This is a genomic window from Kistimonas ophiarachnellae (assembly GCF_057552235.1).
Window position 1 is genome coordinate 478418 of the sequence record NZ_BAAJPA010000001.1, and the last position, 20120, is coordinate 498537.

14 protein-coding genes are annotated in these 20120 nt (G+C 49.4%); 8 read left to right on the forward strand and 6 right to left on the reverse strand.

Annotated elements, in window-relative coordinates:
- The first annotated feature begins 21 nt into the window (after positions 1-21).
- The 5 genes from grdB (at position 22) to AC27K1_RS02040 (ending at position 6620) form a co-directional block, all read left to right on the forward strand.
- On the forward strand, positions 22-1320 hold the full coding sequence (grdB, locus tag AC27K1_RS02020; RefSeq protein ID WP_487147912.1) for a glycine reductase complex selenoprotein B: 1299 nt from the start codon (positions 22-24) through the stop codon (positions 1318-1320).
- A 198-nt stretch (positions 1321-1518) separates the two neighbouring features.
- Positions 1519-2784 carry a cation:dicarboxylate symporter family transporter gene (locus AC27K1_RS02025; RefSeq protein WP_487147914.1) on the forward strand — a complete coding sequence of 422 codons (1266 nt, stop codon included), beginning with the start codon at positions 1519-1521 and terminating at the stop codon, positions 2782-2784.
- 69 nt (positions 2785-2853) lie between these two features.
- Positions 2854-4050, forward strand: a complete 1197-nt coding sequence (locus AC27K1_RS02030; protein ID WP_487147915.1) for a glycine C-acetyltransferase — start codon at positions 2854-2856, stop codon at positions 4048-4050.
- 158 nt (positions 4051-4208) lie between these two features.
- Positions 4209-5237, forward strand: a complete 1029-nt coding sequence (gene tdh / locus AC27K1_RS02035; protein WP_487147917.1) for an L-threonine 3-dehydrogenase — start codon at positions 4209-4211, stop codon at positions 5235-5237.
- 354 nt (positions 5238-5591) lie between these two features.
- The gene (locus AC27K1_RS02040) at positions 5592-6620 is read left to right on the forward strand and encodes a PTS sugar transporter subunit IIC (protein WP_487147918.1); all 1029 of its coding nucleotides are present in this window, start codon (positions 5592-5594) and stop codon (positions 6618-6620) included.
- Between the two features lie 75 nt (positions 6621-6695).
- On the opposite strand, the gene AC27K1_RS02045 is transcribed toward AC27K1_RS02040, so the two are convergent.
- The 3 genes from AC27K1_RS02045 to AC27K1_RS02055 form a co-directional block, all read right to left on the reverse strand.
- A complete protein-coding gene (locus AC27K1_RS02045; RefSeq protein WP_487147920.1) occupies positions 6696-8012 on the reverse strand; it encodes a hypothetical protein in 1317 nt (438 codons plus the stop codon).
- A 224-nt stretch (positions 8013-8236) separates the two neighbouring features.
- A complete protein-coding gene (locus AC27K1_RS02050; protein ID WP_487147922.1) occupies positions 8237-9454 on the reverse strand; it encodes a PilT/PilU family type 4a pilus ATPase in 1218 nt (405 codons plus the stop codon).
- A 112-nt stretch (positions 9455-9566) separates the two neighbouring features.
- Positions 9567-9926, reverse strand: a complete 360-nt coding sequence (locus tag AC27K1_RS02055) for a hypothetical protein (RefSeq protein ID WP_487147923.1) — start codon at positions 9924-9926, stop codon at positions 9567-9569.
- Positions 9927-10230: 304 nt separating this feature from the next.
- Between AC27K1_RS02055 and AC27K1_RS02060 the strand changes: the two genes are divergently transcribed.
- Positions 10231-12237 (forward strand): hypothetical protein, encoded by a 2007-nt coding sequence (locus tag AC27K1_RS02060; RefSeq protein ID WP_487147925.1) that lies wholly within the window; start codon positions 10231-10233, stop codon positions 12235-12237.
- Between the two features lie 20 nt (positions 12238-12257).
- Here the strand turns inward: AC27K1_RS02060 and AC27K1_RS02065 are convergent, their stop codons facing one another.
- On the reverse strand, positions 12258-13583 hold the full coding sequence (locus tag AC27K1_RS02065; protein ID WP_487147927.1) for a hypothetical protein: 1326 nt from the start codon (positions 13581-13583) through the stop codon (positions 12258-12260).
- A 515-nt stretch (positions 13584-14098) separates the two neighbouring features.
- On the opposite strand from AC27K1_RS02065, the gene AC27K1_RS02070 reads away from it, so the two are divergent.
- Complete coding sequence (locus AC27K1_RS02070; RefSeq protein WP_487147928.1) at positions 14099-16606, forward strand: PP2C family serine/threonine-protein phosphatase; 2508 nt, start codon at positions 14099-14101, stop codon at positions 16604-16606.
- Positions 16607-16656: 50 nt separating this feature from the next.
- Here the strand turns inward: AC27K1_RS02070 and AC27K1_RS02075 are convergent, their stop codons facing one another.
- Positions 16657-18087, reverse strand: coding sequence for a rhodanese-like domain-containing protein (locus AC27K1_RS02075; RefSeq protein ID WP_487147929.1), 1431 nt, complete (start codon positions 18085-18087; stop codon positions 16657-16659).
- Between the two features lie 709 nt (positions 18088-18796).
- On the opposite strand from AC27K1_RS02075, the gene AC27K1_RS02080 reads away from it, so the two are divergent.
- The gene (locus tag AC27K1_RS02080) at positions 18797-19147 is read left to right on the forward strand and encodes a hypothetical protein (protein WP_487147930.1); all 351 of its coding nucleotides are present in this window, start codon (positions 18797-18799) and stop codon (positions 19145-19147) included.
- Between the two features lie 125 nt (positions 19148-19272).
- Here the strand turns inward: AC27K1_RS02080 and AC27K1_RS02085 are convergent, their stop codons facing one another.
- On the reverse strand, positions 19273-20088 hold the full coding sequence (locus AC27K1_RS02085) for a class I SAM-dependent methyltransferase (RefSeq protein WP_487147932.1): 816 nt from the start codon (positions 20086-20088) through the stop codon (positions 19273-19275).
- Between the last annotated feature and the right edge of the window lie 32 nt (positions 20089-20120).

Consider the following 20120-nt stretch of genomic DNA (forward strand, 5'->3'; position numbering starts at 1 on the left):
CTTACAGGAAGAGAACAGATCATGACTATCAAGATTGTTCATTACATCAACCAGTTCTTCGGTCAGAAGGGCGGCGAAGAAGCAGCCAACCTGCCCATGGAACTGGTCGACGGCCCCGTCGGCCCCGGTACTGCACTGAATGCAGCCCTGGCTGGCAAAGCAGAAATCGTCAAGACCATCATCTGCGGCGATTCCTACTTCAACGAGAACGAAGGCGTTGCCTGCATGGGCATCCGTGAAATTCTCGAAGACATCAAGCCTGACATGATCGTTGCCGGTCCTGCGTTCAACGCTGGCCGTTACGGCATGGCTTGCGGCAAGGTCGGTGAAGTGGCTAACGGTCTGGGCATCCCGGCTATCACCGGTATGTACAACGAGAACCCCGGCTACGAACTGTACCGGAACTTCTCCTACATGGTTCAGACCACCAACAGCGCTGCCGGCATGCGTGATGCCATCCCTGCGATGACCAAGCTGATCACTGCTTACATCGAGAAGGAAGGCAAGCTGGGTTCTCCGGAAGAAGAAGGCTACATGCCTCGCGGCCTGCGCGTTAACTTCTTCGCTGAAGAGCGTGGCGCCAAGCGTGCGGTTGACATGCTGATTGCCAAGATCGAAGGCCAGCCCTTCAAGACCGAATACGAAATGCCCGTATTCGACCGTGTTGCACCTCAGCCTGCCATCAAGGACCTGAGCACTGCAACCATCGCCCTGGTGACTTCCGGTGGTGTTGTGCCCAAGTGCAACCCTGACCACATCGAATCCTCCAGTGCGTCCAAGTACGGCGAATACAGCATCGCCGGTCTGGAATGCCTGTGCAGCGCGACCCACGAAACTGCCCACGGTGGTTACGACCCGGTTGCCTGTAACCAGGATCCGAACCGCGTTCTGCCTGTCGACGTTCTGCGCGACATGGAGAAGGAAGGCAAGATCGGCAAACTGCACGATCTGTTCTACACCACGGTTGGTAACGGTACTTCCGTATCCAACTCCAAAGCCTTCGGCGCTGAAATCGCGATGCACCTGAAGAATGCGGGGGTTTCCGCCGCCATTCTGACCTCCACCTGAGGAACCTGCACGCGTTGCGGTGCAACGCTCGTCAAAGAAATCGAAAAAGTTATGCCTGTCGTCCACATCGCCACTGTTGTGCCGATCTCCCAGACTGTAGGTGCTAACCGTATCGTTCCTGCTATCGCCATTCCTCATCCGCTGGGTAACCCCAAGGCTGATGCGGCTGAAGAGAAGGTTCTGAGAAGAGGCTTGGTGGAAAAAGCGCTGGTCGCGCTGACCACTGAGATCGAAGACCAGACCGTCTTCTAAGAAATATCCCCCGGTGTTTCGGCGCCGGGGGATTTTTTTTCGGCTCCATCCATAACAACAACGCGACCCTCGACCAGACAAGGATTGAAGAATGTGTTTTCTCCCGACCATCGCCACTGTCCCTCCCTGACGACTAACCGGATTACCCGTTCCACTTCGATGCGCTAGTACCAACGAAACATCCAGGGGAAAGTCGTTATGACAGACGGTAAGAAAAAGATGCCCTTACTCCTGAAGGTCATCATTGCAATCATCATCGGTATTCTTTTCGGACAGGTCGTCACCGCTACCGACGGCAGCAGTCTTGGCACAGTATTAACCTATGGCCTGCGGGTCGGTGCCACGTTCAGTGATATATTCAACCGCTATGTCGGTTTCTTTGTACCCCTTTTAATTGTCGGCCTGGTCGCACCCTCTATTGCTGACCTGGGCATGAAAGCCTCCAAGGCGTTATTGATTACCGTGGCGCTGGCCTACGGTTCCGCCTTCGGCGTTTCCCTGATCGCCTACCTGCTGGGCGCCAGTATTATTCCTTCTATCGTAACGCCCGGTTCTGCCGCTGAAGCCAATGCGATCAATGTCGGCTCATTCCTGCCGGCCAGCTTCAGCTTTGAGCCGATCATGGGCATTATCACCGCCATTGCGCTGGCATTTTCCATTGGTCTGGCGGCGGCGTTCATCAAGAGTGAAACCCTGCCGAAGTTCCTTGACGACGGTAAGCAGATTGTTATCAAGATTCTCGGTGGTTTCATTGTGCCGTTGCTGCCTTACCACATCGGCATCATCTTCGCGAAGATGTCCGCCCAGGGAAATATCCTGCAGAACCTGGTCAACTTCGCCAGCATCATTGGCGTGATCATCATGCTGCAGGTCGCTTACCTGCTGGTGCTGTACTTCACCGCGGGCAGCCTGACCGGCCGTAACCCGATCACCTGCATCAAGAACATGCTGCCGTCGTATTTCACCGCGCTGGGTACACAGTCGTCTACCGCGACCATTCCGGTGACGCTGAAGTGTGCGGAAGCTAACGGTGTGTCCGAGGATGTCCGCGGCTTCACCATTCCGCTGTGCTCCACCATTCACCTGACCGGTTCTGCCGTGACCCAGACGTTCGGTTCCATGGCGGTATTTTTCCTGTTCCATGGTACAGTGCCGACCCTGGCCATGATGCTGCCGCTGGTCATCTTCCTCGGCATCATCCTGATTGCAGCCCCCGGTGTTCCCGGCGGCGCGCCCGCGGCCACTGTCCCTGTCCTGAAAAGCTTCATGGGCTTCACCCCGGAAATGTCCGGCATCATGTATACCCTCGGTATCACCAACGATGCCTTCAGCACCGCGTCCAACGTGGCCGGCGACGGCGCGATCTCCATGATCGTCGACAAGCTGACCGCGAAGGACCAGGCCGCCATGAAAACGCTTAACGATCAGGACGCGACCGGTAATACGGCAGCTGTCGTTAAATAGAAATTGATCCGGCCTGCCGGTTTCCGGCAGGTCAATGTGTTACCTACGAAGAAGTAAGCTGAAACGCGAATGAACAAGGCATTTTTCTACGAGCACCTGCAAGGCCAGCTCAACGACATGAAAGAACAGGGTCTGTACAAGGACGAACGTGTGATCACGTCCCAGCAGCAGGCCGACATCACCGTGAGTTCCGGTGCTGAAGTGCTGAACTTCTGCGCCAACAACTACCTGGGCCTGGCTAACGCGCCTGAACTGATCAAGGCCGGCCAGGAAGGCCTGGACAAGTGGGGCTACGGCATGGCGTCCGTGCGCTTCATCTGCGGTACCCAGGCAATCCACAAGACCCTGGAAAAGCGGATCTCCGACTTCCTGGGCATGGAAGACACCATCCTGTACTCCTCCTGCTTCGACGCCAACGGCGGCCTGTTCGAAACCCTGCTGAGCGAAGAAGACGCCATCATCAGTGACGCCCTGAACCACGCCAGCATCATCGACGGCGTACGTCTGTGCAAGGCCAAGCGTTTCCGTTACGCCAACAATGACATGGCGGAACTGGAAGAACGTTTGAAGGAAGCCGAGGCTGCCGGCGCCCGCTACAAGCTGATCGTGACCGACGGCGTGTTCTCCATGGATGGCATCATCGCCAACCTGAAAGGCGTGTGCGACCTGGCGGACAAGTACAACGCCATGGTGATGGTCGACGATTCTCACGCCGTTGGCTTCATCGGTGAAAACGGTCGCGGCAGCCACGAGTACTGCGACGTCATGGGCCGTGTCGACATCATCACCGGCACCCTGGGCAAGGCCCTGGGCGGCGCGTCCGGCGGTTACACCTCCGCGCGCAGGGAAGTGATCGAGATGCTGCGCAACCGTTCACGTCCTTACCTGTTCTCCAACACCCTGTGCCCGGCGATCGCCAATGCCTCCGTCAAGGTGCTGGACATGCTGGAAGCCGGTGCTGACCTGCGCCAGAAACTGCGTGACAACAGCGCCTACTTCCGTGCGGAAATGGAAAAGCTGGGCTTCACCCTGGCGGGCAAGGATCACGCGATCATCCCGGTCATGCTCTTTGAAGCACCGTTGGCCAAGAAGTTCGCGGATCGCATGCTGGAAGAAGGCATCTACGTGGTTGGTTTCTCCTTCCCGGTTGTGCCCCAGGGCCAGGCGCGTATCCGTACCCAGATGTCTGCTGCCCACGACCGTGAGCACATTGATCGCGCGATCGCGGCGTTCGCCAAGATCGGCCGCGAACTGGGCGTAATCTGATCGAAAAAATGACCGGCGCCTGCCCAAAAAGCCGGCGTCCGGGGACTGACACCAAAAGTGCAGTCCGGGTCAAGGGGGTGCGGTCAAGACTGTATTTCCACGGATACTGCACAATGGTCGCCAGAATACCCACAAGGTAATAGTTGTAAGGTACACACATGAAAACGCTGGCCAAACTGAAGGCTGAGAAAGGCATCTGGATGGACGATCAGCCGATTCCTGAAATCGGTCACAATGACGTCCTGATCAAGATCAAGAAGACCGCTATCTGCGGTACCGATATCCATATCTACAACTGGGACGATTGGGCGCAGAAGACCATTCCCGTGGGTATGACTGTCGGTCACGAATACGCCGGTGAGATTGTTGAAATCGGCAAGGAAGTCAAAGGCCTGAAGATCGGTGACCGTGTCTCCGGTGAAGGTCACATCGTCTGCGGTCACTGCCGTAACTGCCGTGCCGGCCGTCACCACCTCTGCCCGAACACTGTCGGTGTGGGCGTTAACCGTATGGGCGCTTTCGCGGAATACCTGGCGATTCCTGCGGCCAACGTTTACCCGCTGCCTGATGATATCTCCGATGACCTGGCCGCGATCTTCGATCCGCTGGGTAACGCCGTTCACACCGCACTGTCTTTCGACATGGTGGGTGAGGACGTACTGATCACCGGCGCCGGTCCCATCGGCATCATGGCCGCTTCCATTGCCCGTCACGCGGGCGCCCGCCATGTCGTGATCACCGATGTGAACGACTACCGTCTGGCGCTGGCCCGTGAAATGGGCGCGGCCAACCGCGTGGTTGACGTTGCCAGCGAATCCCTGACCGACGTCATGAAAGAACTCGGCATGAAAGAAGGTTTCGACGTTGGTCTGGAAATGTCCGGCAACGGTATCGCCTTCAACCAGATGCTGGCCAACATGGAAAACGGCGGCAAGGTTGCCCTGCTGGGTATTCCCGGCAAGGACACCGTGATCGACTGGAACAACGTGATCTTCAAGGGTCTGTTCATCAAGGGCATCTATGGCCGTGAAATGTTCGAGACCTGGTACAAGATGACCAGCATGATCCAGAGCGGTCTGAACATGGAACCGATCATTACTCACCGCTACCACGTGGATAACTACGCGGAAGCTTTCGAAGTGATGGCCAGCGGCAAGTCCGGCAAAGTAGTGCTGGACTGGAGCTGATAGTTATTGCTTACAAGCAGACGACAGGATGTCGTCTGCTATCGCCCGGACTGCTGAAGAGGCAGCAGGCCTGAGTCTGGCACGACGCCATACGTATGACTGAAAGCAGCAAAACCTGAACAGCTGAATCTTTATTAATAAAACGACAATAGACGTGTAATTGGCTGGTAAGGGACAAAATGGGCAGGACCGATTGTCGGCCCAGATGGAGTGAAAGGCGTTTGACGAATTTGTAAGCCGTCGCAAAACGGGAAAATATCCCCTGTCATCCGGGGGAAATTGCAGGAACAGTGGATAACAGGTTTTGCGACGTAACGTACGAACCGACTTTTATCAACAAAAAAGGGTCTGAGTATGGAACTCTTAAAGGGTGTCACGTTACTGCTCATCACGTTGTCTCTGTTTTCACTGTTCAGTGCCTACATGCCGAAAGGCCGCGCCGCCATGGGGGGATTGGCTAACGCCGCGGTCGCCAGTTTTCTTGTCGAGGCTGTTCACTCCTATATCACCGGTGACTTCATGGGCATTGCCTTCCTGAAGGAAACCGGACTTGCCGCCGGCTCCATGGGTGGTCCGGCTGCTGCCATGCTCGTTGTCATCGGTATGGGCGCCAGCCCCGTGATGGGCGCCGTGGCGGGTGTTGCCGTGGCGGGTCAGGGTATTCTGCCGGGCTTCATTGCCGGTTATGCCTGCTTCTTCGTCGCCAAGACCCTGGAAGACAAGCTGCCCGAAGGTGTTAACGTGATTGCCGGTGCGCTGATTACGGCGCCAATCGCTTACCTGATAGCCCTGTGGTCTGCACCGGTGGTGAATGAGACATTGGGGGTTGTGGGTCTCGCCATCAGTGAAGCCACCAAGCAGTCACCTTACGTGATGGGTATCGTGCTGGGCGGCATCATCAAGATCGTCTGCACCTCACCGCTGAGTTCCATGGCGCTGACCGCCATCCTCGGCCTGACCGGCCTGCCGATGGGTATTGCCGCCATTGCCTGTGTGGGCGGCAGCTTCACCAACGGTATTGTGCTCAAGCGTCTGAACCTGGGGAATAACGGTAACGTGGCGGCTATCATGCTGGAACCACTGACCCAGGCGCCGATTGTCACCGCGAACGCCCTGAAGTTCTACTCCTGCAACTTCTTTGGTGGTGCGCTGTCAGGCCTTGGCGCCGTGTACTTCGGCATCATCAACAACGCGCCCGGTACTGCGGCGCCGATTCCCGGCCTGCTGGCACCGTTTGCCTTCAACGACCCGATGAACGTGATCGGTGCGCTGGTGGTCGCGATGATCGGTGGTACCCTGGCCGGTTTTGTTGGTACCGAGATTCAGATGAAACTGCGTGGTGCGCCTAAGGCTGCTGAGCCTCAGCCGGTGATGAACTCATAAAGTCAGTACATCAATACAGAATAAGCGCGTGACATGTTGCCAGGCCTCCAGTCCGGAGGCTTGGCTTGTGATGCTTTAGGGTATATCAATAGTCAGTTTTAATGGTGCAAATATTACAGTGTCAGGGGCACTGGAATGAAAATACAGAGATACACGCGCTGAAATTATCGTGTTATTCCATTGGCTACGGTAGGTATTGATATTGTCAAGTGTTGAGGAAAAAGCATCAGTGCAAATAGAATTTTTTTGAGGTGAAAGGGTCACTGTCATATTAATCGTAAATTCATCTGCTGATAATGAAGTTGGAATGCGACTGAAATGAATGTTGTTGTTTGGTGAGTGTATGCTTAATTGGGTAGATTCGCCGAATATTTCGACTAATACATAGTTTATTGTTTGTATGAGCGTAAAGGATAAGTCCTCTGTAATATATTGGCAAATGGCTTTTATAAGTTGAGTGTTCTCATTCGCTAGATTTTGTAATCTTTCAATGAATACCTTTAGATCGTCCTTAAACTCGTTTTTATCTTTTTTGTCGACCAAAGCCGGTTTGCCGTTGTCTCTGTTGTCATCAATATAGTAGGTGTTTGATCCTGTATTCCTTTTCAAATGAGCAATACATGATTTGGGGATTTTCTCGAAGCCTTCCTCATCACTTAAATTGTGAGTATCTTTGTTCTCCTGAATCATTTTTTGTATTGTTTGTTGGAAGAAATCATTGAGCAGGTCAATTTTTTCTGGTTTTATAATAGGTGAGCTGTCTTGTTGTTTATGGATTCTAACTTCTAGCGGCTCCCATCCAGATGCAATGGCTTTAAATTCAGCTTTTAAAACTTCAAGGATTTCTCTTGTGTGCTCACCTGTACGAGGTAATTGTTCTTGGGTTTCTATCCCGAAAGCACTGAGTAGCTGTAGTTTAAATATGTTGCTGTTACTTTCAAAACGATCGTGTAGTGTGCTGTCTATATGTTTCATCAAACATTCATGTAATAGTTGGTAAGAGGGGGGGGATAATTCTTTAGCCTCCTGCATATCAGCTTTGAAATCCTCGCGCGCTGAGATTATTGTGGTATCTGTCGTTCTGGCTACTTTTTTTGTTAGTTCACCATACTCTTTTTGTGCTTGTTCTTCAGGACTCCATTGGCTTTGGTCTTCATCGTCGACCTGTATTTGCTCTTCAAGTTCTTGATACTCTTGGGTGTCGGAACCAGGCTGTAATCTCACATGGCGGTTGGACAGACATTTTCCTATGAATGGTAAGTATGTTAAGCAGGATAAACATATGTCCAGACATTCCGTTTCATCAGTTAGTATTCTTACACCCTGATTTTCAGTATTTGACGGGCCTCCAAACGTTCTATAGCCCGGCTGTTGCCGAATGGGAAATGCCATGGGTTGATTCCTGTGTTGTTGCAGCGAATTGCATATTTATTCGTTAATGCAGAATTTGACTGAATAACAAGAGGGTTGTTCAGTCACGATCGCTATCTTTGCTAACATAAGCAGTTGGCAATTTAGTTGCGTATTTTTCAATGAATAGTGTCTTTGGGGTTGGGGGGTGTCGAGAGGGCTTGCTAAAGATGCTTGTAAGGTAGATAGCCACATGATTATTTGGACTAACTTCTTTTATCTACCTTTTTATCGGCGTTTTTTTTCAGTTTTTGTTTTTTTAATGCTTCAAGCTCAGCGAGCTCTGCTTCTTCCTTCTTCTCTGCTTCTGTTTTAATGGGTTCAACACTGAGATCAAGACTGCCGTTACCTGAGCTGTTATCATTTTCGTGATGTAGTTTGAGTTTCAGACGAAGGTTGTTAGGAAAATCCGCATTTTTTAATGCCTCTTCTTCTGTGATTTTCCCGTCAACTGCGAGTTTGAACAGGGCACTGTCAAAGGTTTGCATGCCTAACTCTTCGGATTTGAGCATGACATCCTTGATCGAGGCCAGGTCACCTTTCTGAATACTCTCACGAATCGTGTGGGTACCGAGCAGGATTTCAATCGCGGCACAGCGTTTTTTATCCACCGTAGGAATCAGGCGCTGAGAAATGAAGGCCCGGAGGTTATTACCCAGATCCCCCAGCAGTTGCTTGCGTCGCTCTTCCGGGAAGAAGTTAATGATCCGGTCCAGCGCCTGACTGGCGTTGTTGGCATGCAGGGTGGATATCGCCAGGTGCCCGGTTTCTGCAAAGGCCATGGCGTATTCCATGGTTTCCTGATCACGGATTTCACCGATAAGGATGACGTCTGGTGCCTGACGCAGTGTGTTCTTCAGAGCTGCATGGAAACTACGGGTATCCACACCCACTTCACGCTGGTTAATAATGCTTTTCTTGTGTTTGTGTACGAACTCGACAGGATCTTCAATGGTGATGATATGGCCACCAGAGTTGCTGTTCCGGTAGTCAATAAGGGCGGCAAGGGATGTCGACTTACCCGAGCCGGTACCACCGACAAACAAGATCAGTCCCCGTTTGGTCATGATGACATCTTTCAGGACTTCCGGCAGATTGAGATCGTCAAACCTGGGAATATCCGTTTTGATATTTCGGGCAACAATCGAAATTTCGTTACGTTGCTTGAAGATATTGATCCGGAATCGGCCACAGTTGGGAATCGAAATGGCCAGGTTCATTTCCAGCTCACGCTCAAATTCCTGGCGCTGTTCTTCATCCATAATGCTGTTGGCGATGGCTTCAATGTCACCGGCTTGAAACGGCTCCCTGGCCAGGGGCTTTAACGTACCCTGGAATTTTGCACAGGGAGGCGCATAGGTGGACAGATACAAATCCGAACCATCCTTGCTCGCCAGAATCTTGAGCATCTGCTTGAATTCCATGCGCTATCGTCCCTGTCAGGAAATCTTACTGAATAGTGTTATCGTAACTAAGTAAAGCACAGCCGGAGGTTGTTGGGAGGTAGCGGTTTGCGACGGAAATATCCTGCCGCGATTACTGTGGATTAGACCAAATGCCCTGGTCGATAGCGCGTGCGGCCTGAAGGAGGTGTTCAGCATCCTGGTGAGTGATCACGGTTTGCTGGTGCGAGTAGGCATTGTGATAATACGCGTTGAAGGCTTCTTTAACCGCATGCTCTCCATAAGCGTCAGCCACTGCTGTGTAGAAAGAACGGTTGATAAAAAAGCGTGGCTGGCAGCGCGACAGCATATGACCAAGCATCGTTGTACTGGTCGTTATGATTGACTCGGTGGCATGGTTATATTTCACGCTTTCTTGAAGGCGGGCCTCAGGAGGAACGCTCTGCTCTGAGAATGCTTGTGAATCCAGGGTAACTATATAAGGTCTGTGCATCTTTTGCTCTGTCCTCCCTGAATTGTCCGTATCCCTATCAACCATAGCAATGGAGGCGGTAGGGTGAGTGAACCGGTTAAGACGTTATTGGTGTAGTCCTCCGCTGTTTTATTAGGATTGCTTTTTTGTAAGGGGATTTTGAGGCATTGTGATAATTGGATCCTGATTATTTCATATTGTTATAAAAAATCTGGTTAAGTTAACTTGGTAAATCTTAAGGCTTAAGTGTGTTAAACAGGGAACTTTTTTAATGCAAATGTGACAAAGATGGGGGTTTAAACTTCTTTTCTTTACGAGGTTGCAAGTGGAAAATGGCGTCGCAATGCCCGGGGTAAGCGGATTACAGCATAGGCAACAATTTCAAGAACAATCGGTTGCCATGGTGCAAGATGTTATTGATTTAGGGGACAAGGTTACTTTAAAAGATGGGTATCCGGTTCATGATATGAAAAAGGTGAGTGTTGTTACACTTCCTCCCGATGAAAGAAAAAGCTCTGTGCCAGAAAGTGTAAAAGCGCTTTATGCCGATAAAAAAAACATCAAATCTCATAGGGTTCAGTATTTTGAACCGAAATCTCCCGCGGATGTTCAGTTGGTAGCCTATAAAGATCAACAGGATATGCTGGATAATATCTTCGGGATAAAACGCAAGGCTGAAAAAGAGAAAAAAGGGAAAAAATCTGCTGTGGATGTCAGTGAAAAAGACATCACTGAAACCTGCGAGTTTTTGGTAGAATTGAAAAAACCGAAGTCTGCAGATGCTGAAGTTTTCACGTTCGGTCCTGGAGACGACTGTAGTAGTAAAAATATACATGAACAGTACTTTACTGTGATGCCTTCAACAGGAGATGTCGTTGCTCATAAAATAGTCGCTGTTTTTTTTTCAAAAAAACGATTTGATGAGATAAACCAGAAAAAAAATGCTAAGAAGGTAAAAAGCCAGATGACATTTATAAGCCCAAAAGAAAAGCGGGTGCAGTCTATCAGGATTGATGAAGTGTGGTTGAGACCCGGCGGCTGTGCTGTCTTTGTAAAAGGGGATATGTCATGGAAGTTATATTCTACGCTGCGTGATGAAAAAATAGCTGCAAATGTTCAGACACTGGTTTATCAAGGTAAACCGCTTGTTATTTCAGATGTGAAAGCAACAGTAGACATTGATGACGGTGAGTTGCTTTTGCCGGAAATATTGAGCACAACAGTGTTTGAAAATTTTGCTGGCGTTGCAAAGTCTCCGAAGGCACAGGTCTCTGGTAAGCAAGAATCTTTTCCCTGGGGATGGTGTACAAAAGCCACATTGCCTTCATTTCTTGATTACAGTAATAAATTTAAGAAATGCCAGTTTTTCTTTCATTGTCTTGAAACAGTGCATACCATTGCTGTTATTGTTTTTATTCGTAAGAATAATATCCTTTGTTATATTAATGAGACATTAGGTGAATCAGACAAGGTAGCAAAAAGGCTTAGGGAGGATATTGTCGATTCCGTGAGGTCGTGCTTTGCGTCTAGAAAGAATATTGATGTTTTATATCCCAAAATAAGATCTCAGTATGATTATGAAAGTTGTGATGTAATGTCACTTGATGCTATGGAGTTTTTCAGGAAAAAAACTACGAAATTCTTTGCTGTTTTAAGAAATATATCTATTAGGCCAAAATCCAAAGTTCAGGACAAACTGGTATTAAAGTCTGTTCCAAGTAAGTCTCTTCCTGTTGAGCTTTTGAGACTCTATCAAGGTGAAATTGAGCAGCTTCCTAAAGAGAAGTTAAAAGAAAAGCTCAATGGAGACCGGACCTTGGGTGAACACCTCCAGTCACAGAGTAAAAAAGTATCTTCAGAGGGACTATCACCGATAACGACCAATATCGCAGCCTTTAATCAGCGCTATGATTACATGAGGAAATATGACCAGATAGTGAGGTTCGGTTTTGTGCTAGCCGTTCCTCAGGTACGCCTTCAGCAAAGTGAAGTGGCAGAAGGTCGCCGTAAAAGAAAGCGTTACAAGCAGGATGAAAAAGATAAAGCCGTGGAGCTTTTGAAAGACGGGAAAACCCTGGCAGCAGTGGAACGGGATACCGGTATCCCTCGGGGAGTGATCAGCCGTCATAAAAAACGAAAAGTGGAAGTACCTCAACCAGACGTGCAACTGTGCTATTTTCCCGTATTTATTCCTGTCCCTGATTCGTGGTTTCAGCCGATGATGAGTACTGCCGAGAGGGCAGATTCATCTGTTACCGGGCAAGCGCAAGCAGTCTCTCAGGTAAGGTCACATACAACAGCAGGATCCCTGGTGGAGATTGAACTGGATTGACGTGTTTGCAATTCTGAATCTTAGCCTTCGGCGGCATTGTGCCAGAAAATCAGACATTGGCAGCCGACATGCAACGGTGGTTGTGGTGGGCTGTGTGCATAGATCAGATGCAGGGATTCACAGTCAGAGCAGTCATCGCAGCTTTTGACTTCCCATCGAAGTTTTTCACCTTCGGGCGCGGTGATGAGTCGGAACGTATTGGTTCGGGCCACGCTATAGGTGCCTTTTATGAGCTTCGCAAACGCTTCATAGTATTGCCAGGCGACCTGTAAATCGCGGACTTTTTTCTCCATGTCTTTTGGGGGGGGCAGGTAATAGAGTTCGTTAACAGGCAACATATTGACCAGTTTTTCCCTGACACCTTTTGCGCCTTCCAGCAAGGAAATGGCGTCGGTCTTGTTCTTGGCTTTTTCATGGATGTTGCAGTCTGAGATCAGTTCGGACAGATCGGTCATGCTAAGTTGTTGCAGCAGCTTGTCTTGTGGAATATCAGGACCCTGCAGGCAAAGGTTGGCGTTAATCAGCTTTTTCATGTGCTGAATCACCAGCTTTTCACTGTCGCTCACCTCCATGACTTTTTCGATATGTGAGCCATAGGACATGTAGATTTCATGGGCCTCCTTACCGTGGTTTGTGATGATCATCTCATCAAGACCGTTGGTATTAGGCACATCACGTAATAATGGGGCAATGTCGGAAGAGAGCCTGATGGGGAGCGATTCCATGGCTTTGTCGGTAAATTCACTCATCATGTAGATTTGATCTGTTTTTTTTGCGCCTTCCCAGTCCGGTGAGTTATCAATGAGAGTGTTGATGGTTTCTTTAAACTGTTTTTTATGTTTTTTGATATAGGCGTCAATCTCATGGCAATGCACCTGGTAGCGGGCAAGCACCGGTGCAAGTGGGGCTTTTTCCAGCCATTCGCCATTTTCATAGTGATCAATGCGTTCTCTCACCGCCTGGGCGATATCTTCCGAGTCTGTGGCCAGTGTCAGCTGAAAGGTGGTGCCGGGATTGAGCAGATAGCCGTTGGCTGTTTTCTCGATAGGCGGTATCTGATAGATCAGGCGGCCTGAATCATTCGTGCTGAGTGCGTTGTTCTGTGGCGTTTTTTCCGTTGCGGGCAGGGAGGCCGGAGTCTCTTCTTCCTCGACCTGCCTTGCATGGAGATCTACATAGTCAGGGGCAGAGGTTGCGGGACCGGCAAGATACACAAAAAGAAAGGTTATCAGGCCAGACAGGGCAGGAGGCATCCATCCAACGGTTGGATCAACGGCCATGGCCAGGGTGATGATCCCGCAGGTCAACCCTATCAGGTAAAACAGCATTACTTTTATATAAGCCATGGGTTGCTGAGCTCCTGCCGACAACCGGGTGTTGAATCTTATTATGTTTACCATTTATGGATAAGTATCGTAAACCGGTTATCTTGTCCCAGCAATGCTGACAGGGGTGTTTGGTTTACTGATGTCGCTACTGTTCGGCAGGAACTTTTTTGTCCGGGAACGTCTCTGTTTTCGAGGTGATAAGGAGTTGTGATATCTCAAAGAGCCGGTTACCTGGTTAAGAGGAACGTCAACCTTTTGTGCAAGTGACGTGTTACTTGGAACATATACCTGGCAAAGACAGGAAATTAGGAAAAGCGCAATAAGCGCATTTTGCTGCTCTTGCCAGGTTGAACTATCAACGCTTCAGGTGAAACAGAGCAGACTAACAGCGCTGCAGGTGATGGTTTGTCTCCGGTTACCTTCAGCCAGTGCAAAGCCTGTATTTAGATGCTGATGATCAGTGAAGCGTATACAGAAACGAGACGCGAATAACTAATGCTATTCCAGGCGTCATTGAGTTGTAAGGATGTTTTATGAAAGTAAGTCAGGCGGATTTGAGGCGGGCGGCTTCAGACGATAATCTCTGGACACCGAATCGGTGTCGTGAGCCATTTGAAGGCGCTTTTCATTGGCGCGTATGTCGAAAGGATAAAAAGACCTCGCGAAGTCAATTAAGTCTCTGTCCCGGACTGCATGACGATAACATTGAAAGAGAAGATGCTTTTTATAAACAAGAGCGAAGTATACAGACAGCACCAGCCCGTATGATAAAGGTTTGTGTAAAGTCCATTCAGTCGCTTTTGCAGAACGCGCTCTTACCTGAATCAGAAAGAATACCGATAAGTATAATAAAACCGAAATTTTACTTGCAGTTGACGGAGTGTGCAGAATTATTGGATAGTCGCGGTTTTAATGAAATAGAGGTTTTTTATAAATATGCTAATTTTGTCAGTGTGTTCTTTTGGTGTGATTATTTTAAGCAGGTAATTGATTTTGCAGCTAAAAAAATAATTGAAAAGTCAAAAGGAAATGTACCTGTTTGGAGTTCTGATGACTTTTTAATATTGGAGCATGGTTTAAGCGGTAAGATTAAATTTTCGTTAAAAGAATATTTTTCTCTACATGAAGATGTTACGTTTATGAATTTATGCCATGAAAAGCTATTGGCGCAAACGCTGGGGGCTGTAAAGGAAAGCATTCAGGAGAGCATACTGCAAGAGCCACCGTTGGAAACAGTGCATATGCAGCCCTTGGTCACCGTTAAGCAGGTGACTTGTCAGTTTGACCAGCTGTGTAAACGCGTTTTTGATGATCTATTCAGCCTCTTTTTCAAGTGGAGGCGTGGCAGTGCTGAAGAAAAAAACGTCATGGGGGCTGAGTTTGGGAAATGCGTTGAGCAATTAATGAGAGAACTACAATCTTTGCTGGTTAACGAATGTTTTAAGACAAACAGTCAGACTGAGACCAGGAAACTCCGTTTAGAAATAGAACGGCTTATGGCCGTAATTAAATCTCAATACTTTACACTGAGTGAGTTTGAAAAACTTGCGGGTTTAATCAGGGATATGCATAAGGATGTTGTTAAAGGCAATCGTCTTTTTCAGGTTTTTATGGCGTCAAAAGAGAAACTATATCTCAATGGGGTGGGCCAGCGCCTTGAATTGGAAGCTTGTTATGAAAACGTCCTGTCAAAACTGATTCGTTATGCGCTTTTTCGCAGACTCGATCTTGCATTGATTGATCTGCCTGCCACTTATCGTAAGACACACTGTGAAACGATTCTCCGTGCTGAATATGCCGAATGTTATTGTCCTGAGATTGCCAGGAGAAAAATGGTGTCAACGGCACTGGAGGCTGAAAAGCAGGGGGAGAAGGCGAAGCGTCGCTTCCTGAGTGCAGATCTTTCATTGGAGAAAAGCCAATTGCCACCGCAGTGGAGGATTGATTTGCATGAGCGGAAAATGAAAAAAACAACGGGTCCGAAGATGTCTGCTAATGTTCAATCTTATTTGACACAACGTCGTGATGAATTTGTCCTAAAAGAAAAAACGGCAGAGGAAAAGGCTTTGGCAAAACAGCTTGAAAAGCTGCCGGAACAGAATGAACGTCTCAAATTACCGGGGACGGATAAAGGGGTCGCGGCGCTTCAAGGGAGACGTCCCCGTATGGAAGATACATTCCATACTACGCGTGTTTCATTTCAGGCTGGCTATGTTGAGGAAACCTGCACCTTAATGATGGTTTGTGATGGACATGGAGGGGCTAAAGCGGCGGAGCATTTCTCTACTCAATTTGGTGATGCACTTAAAGATGAGCTTAATGAACGTTGCCGTTTTGGCTGGTCGCTGGATGCGTTTTATAACGCCCTGGTTTTGACATCAGTAAAGATGAATCATCGTTATGCTGGTCATGACGGAACAACCGCTGCGATATTGTTGCATCACCGGGATCATCTTTACGCCTGTAATATAGGCGATAGCACGATTCTGCTCATTACCCTGAAAAAAGAAACAGAAACAGAAACAGAAACAGAAACAGAAACAGAAACAGAAATAAAAACAAAAAAAGAAAAAAAGAAGTTTAGCGTGAAGCAATTAAGTGCCGAAGAGCTGATGGCAGATAAGGCTACCGCCCGACGTGTAGCCCTGTATGGGGGAATGCTGGATGCAGACACTGCGCCCGGCCATGAAAAAGTTCTGGGACTTGTAAGCTCCAGGGGGATACCAAGGCTCAGTATGAGCAGTGCATTCGGTGATCCCGGTTATGGTGGGGCGTTGACAGCGCGCGCTAAGGCGGGGCGTACCAGCTTGCTGACCCTGAAGGATAAAAGGTGCTTAGTGATCATCTACTCAGATGGTGTATCAGAAGTGGATAGTGTCGAGCGTATTGCTGCTTATATTTATGAGAACTTCATAAAGCACGGCAGCATGCGAAGGGTTACAAAGGATTTGGCAGAACAGGTTTACCTTTCAGGGTCCAGCGATAATATTACTGTTCTTGGCTGGTTGCCGGATTTTGATCAAACGGACAGCGCTTCATAAATGCCCCCTTTCAAACGCTGTACAGAAAGAGGGCAGGGTATTTTATGGCATCAGTGGGTTGTAACAACGTCGACTTTTTCGGCTGCCAATGCATCCGTTGACTGGTTTCCCGAAGCAATACGCCAGGCCTGAAGGCTGTCTTCCCGGGTGATGCCACCTGTTGATACCGGGTTTTCCGGATCATTTTTCCAGCGCATCCAGCCACTGCTGTATATCTGGTTGTTTTCGTAACCCATGGCCTGTGCATACCACCAGACTTCTGACGCACGCCAGCCATTACCGCAATAGAAAGCCAGTTCCATGCTGTCGGGGTGGATCCCCCACTGGTTCCAGAAGGTTTCAATTTCACGGTAGTTGCGCATGGTGTTGTCCGGGTTATGGTAATCGTTCATATCCCAGGCTGAGTCGCCGGCATGCCCCCAGAGCGCACCGGTAATGCGGCCTTTTTTCTGGAAGTATCCGTAACCGCTGATGTCACCGATATACTCTTCCCAGCTGCGGATACTGACCAGCGCACCATCCTGCCGGGTTCGCAGTGTTTTAGCCTGATCAATATCAATCACTACACTGCTATCACCGGGACCATCAATACCAAAGTGATCAACCGGCGTTGGCTCAACCCACCCTTGTTCAAGGGGATGGCCGGCAGCTGTCCAGGCATTTTTACCACCGTTGAGCATCACGACATCAGTGACACCCGCATATTTCATGACCGACGCACCACGGGCAGCACCGATGGATTCTGTGCTATAGACGGCAACTGGCGTGTCTTTATCGATACCCAGTCGCTGCAATGAGGCACGGATATCCGCTACGCTGTTGAGTTCGTAGATGGGCGGGTGTTCGAATTCCAGGTCATCCCAATAGAGTGCACCGGGAATATGTCCTTTCCGATAGTCTTTCCCTTTGCCGCCGTCCCAACCAATCTCAACAACTTTCAATCGAGGGTTGTTCTTTATCTGCGCGTTGAGATAACCGGAAGGAATCAGTGAGCGATAACCTGGCAAATAGGAAACAGGGTTTTCCTCGGTGGTCACCCACGCTTGATAACCGCCTTTCAGTAGCGTGATACGATCTGTGCTGAGGCCAGCTTCATTGACAAGCCAGTTTGCAACCACCGTACTTTGGTCATTGTCATAGCCATAAACGACAATGGATTGATCAGGCTGGATGCCGGTACGTTGATACGCCGTATCCAGTTCCGGCAGGTCGCGGTTAATCCAGTCAGCGGAGAGCAGTTTTGCTCCGGGGATATGTCCACCCCGTTTTTCATCCTGCAATGTCCAGCCGTTGAAGGCATCAGGGCTTCGGGCATCAATCAGGGTGTATTGCGGTGAATTTAGCTTTTGGGACAACTGCGGTGCATCAATCGTCTTGTAAGCTGCGGGTGTGGTCATTGATTGGCTATCCGGTTGGCAGGCGGCAATAAACAGCACCATACCACCCAGGCCAAGTGCCTTGGTAATCGATGAGTACAACATGTATTTCCTTTTGTTGCGAGTTCAATAGTCGCAGAAGGCCACTAATATGCCGAAAGGATGCAAGCCATGTTTTAACGCAGATCAAAAAAGCGACGACCGTTGCCCTGTTTTTATACGTAGGCAGGTTGTATGTGGACAAGCCTTTTCTATGGGATAGCCGAGGCACGATAAAACGATGACGTTGTTTGGCCTGAAAACGGAAGGCGGCCCTTTCAGGGCATCCGGCTTATTGTTTTTGTCGGGTGGAATGCTTTTTTTCTTCTTTAGGCGTATGGATTGCTCTAAGTGATACTGATCTTCCAGGGAAAACGCCGTAAAAGTTATTGTCCGGATGAATCTGTTCAGCAAAAAATACTGGCTCTGGTCAAAGATCAGCGCTTTATCGTGTTATTTACCCATCTTCAGAAGCCATGGGGGTGATCTATTGAAGGGGGTTTTAAAGCGTGTACCATCTGCCATTCATGAAAAATGAGATAAATCGTTATATGTGTGCAAAAGCACCTGCCGATACAGCGCCTGACGGACGGAATGTCCGGACAGGTGATCATGGGGGGATCTCACCTTGAAGAAGCATAATCATCGCTGACGTCGTGCAGCGTATCCGTCAATAGCATTTCTGTTAAACACATTTAGAGCGCGCAAGGTTTTAGTCCTGCAATGTAGGCTCTTTTTCTGCTTTCTGGCAGCAGGATACAGGGGGAGTTGATCAGTGTGGTGCTGGTTTCTTGGTCGTCTTAGTAATCAGCGAATTGCCAACCTGGTATTCGCGGAAAGCCTGTTAAGCCATGTGGTGGTTGTGACCAGCGTGGTGGGGTGTGGATTGATGGGGTGTGAGTTGATTACCCTGGTATTTTCCATTGAGTCACCCATACCCTCGCTGGCCGGTGTTGTGGTCATTGTGTTGAGTGTTTCGCTGCGACTGCTGGTGCGAGAATCTGTCGATGAGTATGCGATTCGCTGGCGTCGCCTTCAGTGCCGTGCCATGGAGGAAAACCGGTCATTGGATGAGCTGTTGACCACAGAATTTACAGGGCAGCGCTTTTGCCAAAAAAAGGGGTAGGCCCGTGTATCAGGCAACGCAGGAAAAGTCCCTTTTCAGCGGGGATTTGACGATTTTCTGTCGCTGGTTTTAGCGTTGTACAGTAAATCGCCTGTAGTAAGCGGCTGATTATTCGGTTACAGGCGTTACTCTTCCAGGGGCCTGAACCCCCAGGCCTGGATGACGCGTGGCATACCGGCGATGGTGTCTGGATTATCTGCGAACGCATACAGTTCTGTGATGATTTCATTGATTTCCAGTGCGCTCGCCAACCCATCGTTAAGCACGGTATCAGCGATATTTTCCATGGTAATGGCTGCAATCAGCTTGATATCACCCTCCATACCCAGGGTTTGCGTTGCTGCCATTCTGATATTGGTGAAGCGGTTTTGCCTGAGAAGAGAGGGTAATCTCGGGCCAATAAAGGGGTCTCCTCCCCGGCGTTTGACGCAGGCGCAGTACAGGGTCTGGTAGCGCTCGAAAGCAGGACATTCCGGGTAGGTGATATTGCCTTTGAAATCAATGTCTTCAAGGATAATGCTGCCACCCGGTCTCAGGCTCTGGTAGAGATTGGCGATAGCCTGGGCTGGATCCTGCAGATGGGTTAACAGAAAACGTGCATAGACCATGTCATAACAGGATGTCTCGCGCAGAGTCCTGATATCCAGTGTCGTGAATGTCACATTATCCACACCCTGTAAATGGGCCTCCGTCCGTGCCATGGTCAGTTTGGTTTCGTCAATATCCGCGCCGGTTACCTGCCCGTCAGGTCCCACCCGGCGGGCCAGCTCCAGCGAGACATCGCCTCCGCCACAGCCAATATCAAGGCAATCAAGGCCGCTGTGAATACCCACACGATCGAGCAAGGCGTTGGTATCTGTAGCGATGAGTGGGGCAATCAGTCGCATTCTTTTTACGCCTTCAGCACCACCTCGGATAGCGTAACTTGTGAAATCTCCCATGAGGAATGTTCCCGCTGACTGGCAAGCCTCAT

Coding starts and splice junctions, on each gene's coding strand:
- AC27K1_RS02025 (WP_487147914.1), top strand. CDS start 1,519: ATGACAGACGGTAAGAAAAAGATGCCCTTACTCCTGAAGGTCATCATT.
- AC27K1_RS02030 (WP_487147915.1), top strand. CDS start 2,854: ATGAACAAGGCATTTTTCTACGAGCACCTGCAAGGCCAGCTCAACGAC.
- tdh (WP_487147917.1), top strand. CDS start 4,209: ATGAAAACGCTGGCCAAACTGAAGGCTGAGAAAGGCATCTGGATGGAC.
- AC27K1_RS02040 (WP_487147918.1), top strand. CDS start 5,592: ATGGAACTCTTAAAGGGTGTCACGTTACTGCTCATCACGTTGTCTCTG.
- AC27K1_RS02045 (WP_487147920.1), bottom strand. CDS start 8,012: ATGGCATTTCCCATTCGGCAACAGCCGGGCTATAGAACGTTTGGAGGC.
- AC27K1_RS02050 (WP_487147922.1), bottom strand. CDS start 9,454: ATGGAATTCAAGCAGATGCTCAAGATTCTGGCGAGCAAGGATGGTTCG.
- AC27K1_RS02055 (WP_487147923.1), bottom strand. CDS start 9,926: ATGCACAGACCTTATATAGTTACCCTGGATTCACAAGCATTCTCAGAG.
- AC27K1_RS02065 (WP_487147927.1), bottom strand. CDS start 13,583: ATGGCTTATATAAAAGTAATGCTGTTTTACCTGATAGGGTTGACCTGC.
- AC27K1_RS02070 (WP_487147928.1), top strand. CDS start 14,099: ATGAAAGTAAGTCAGGCGGATTTGAGGCGGGCGGCTTCAGACGATAAT.
- AC27K1_RS02075 (WP_487147929.1), bottom strand. CDS start 18,087: ATGTTGTACTCATCGATTACCAAGGCACTTGGCCTGGGTGGTATGGTG.
- AC27K1_RS02085 (WP_487147932.1), bottom strand. CDS start 20,088: ATGGGAGATTTCACAAGTTACGCTATCCGAGGTGGTGCTGAAGGCGTA.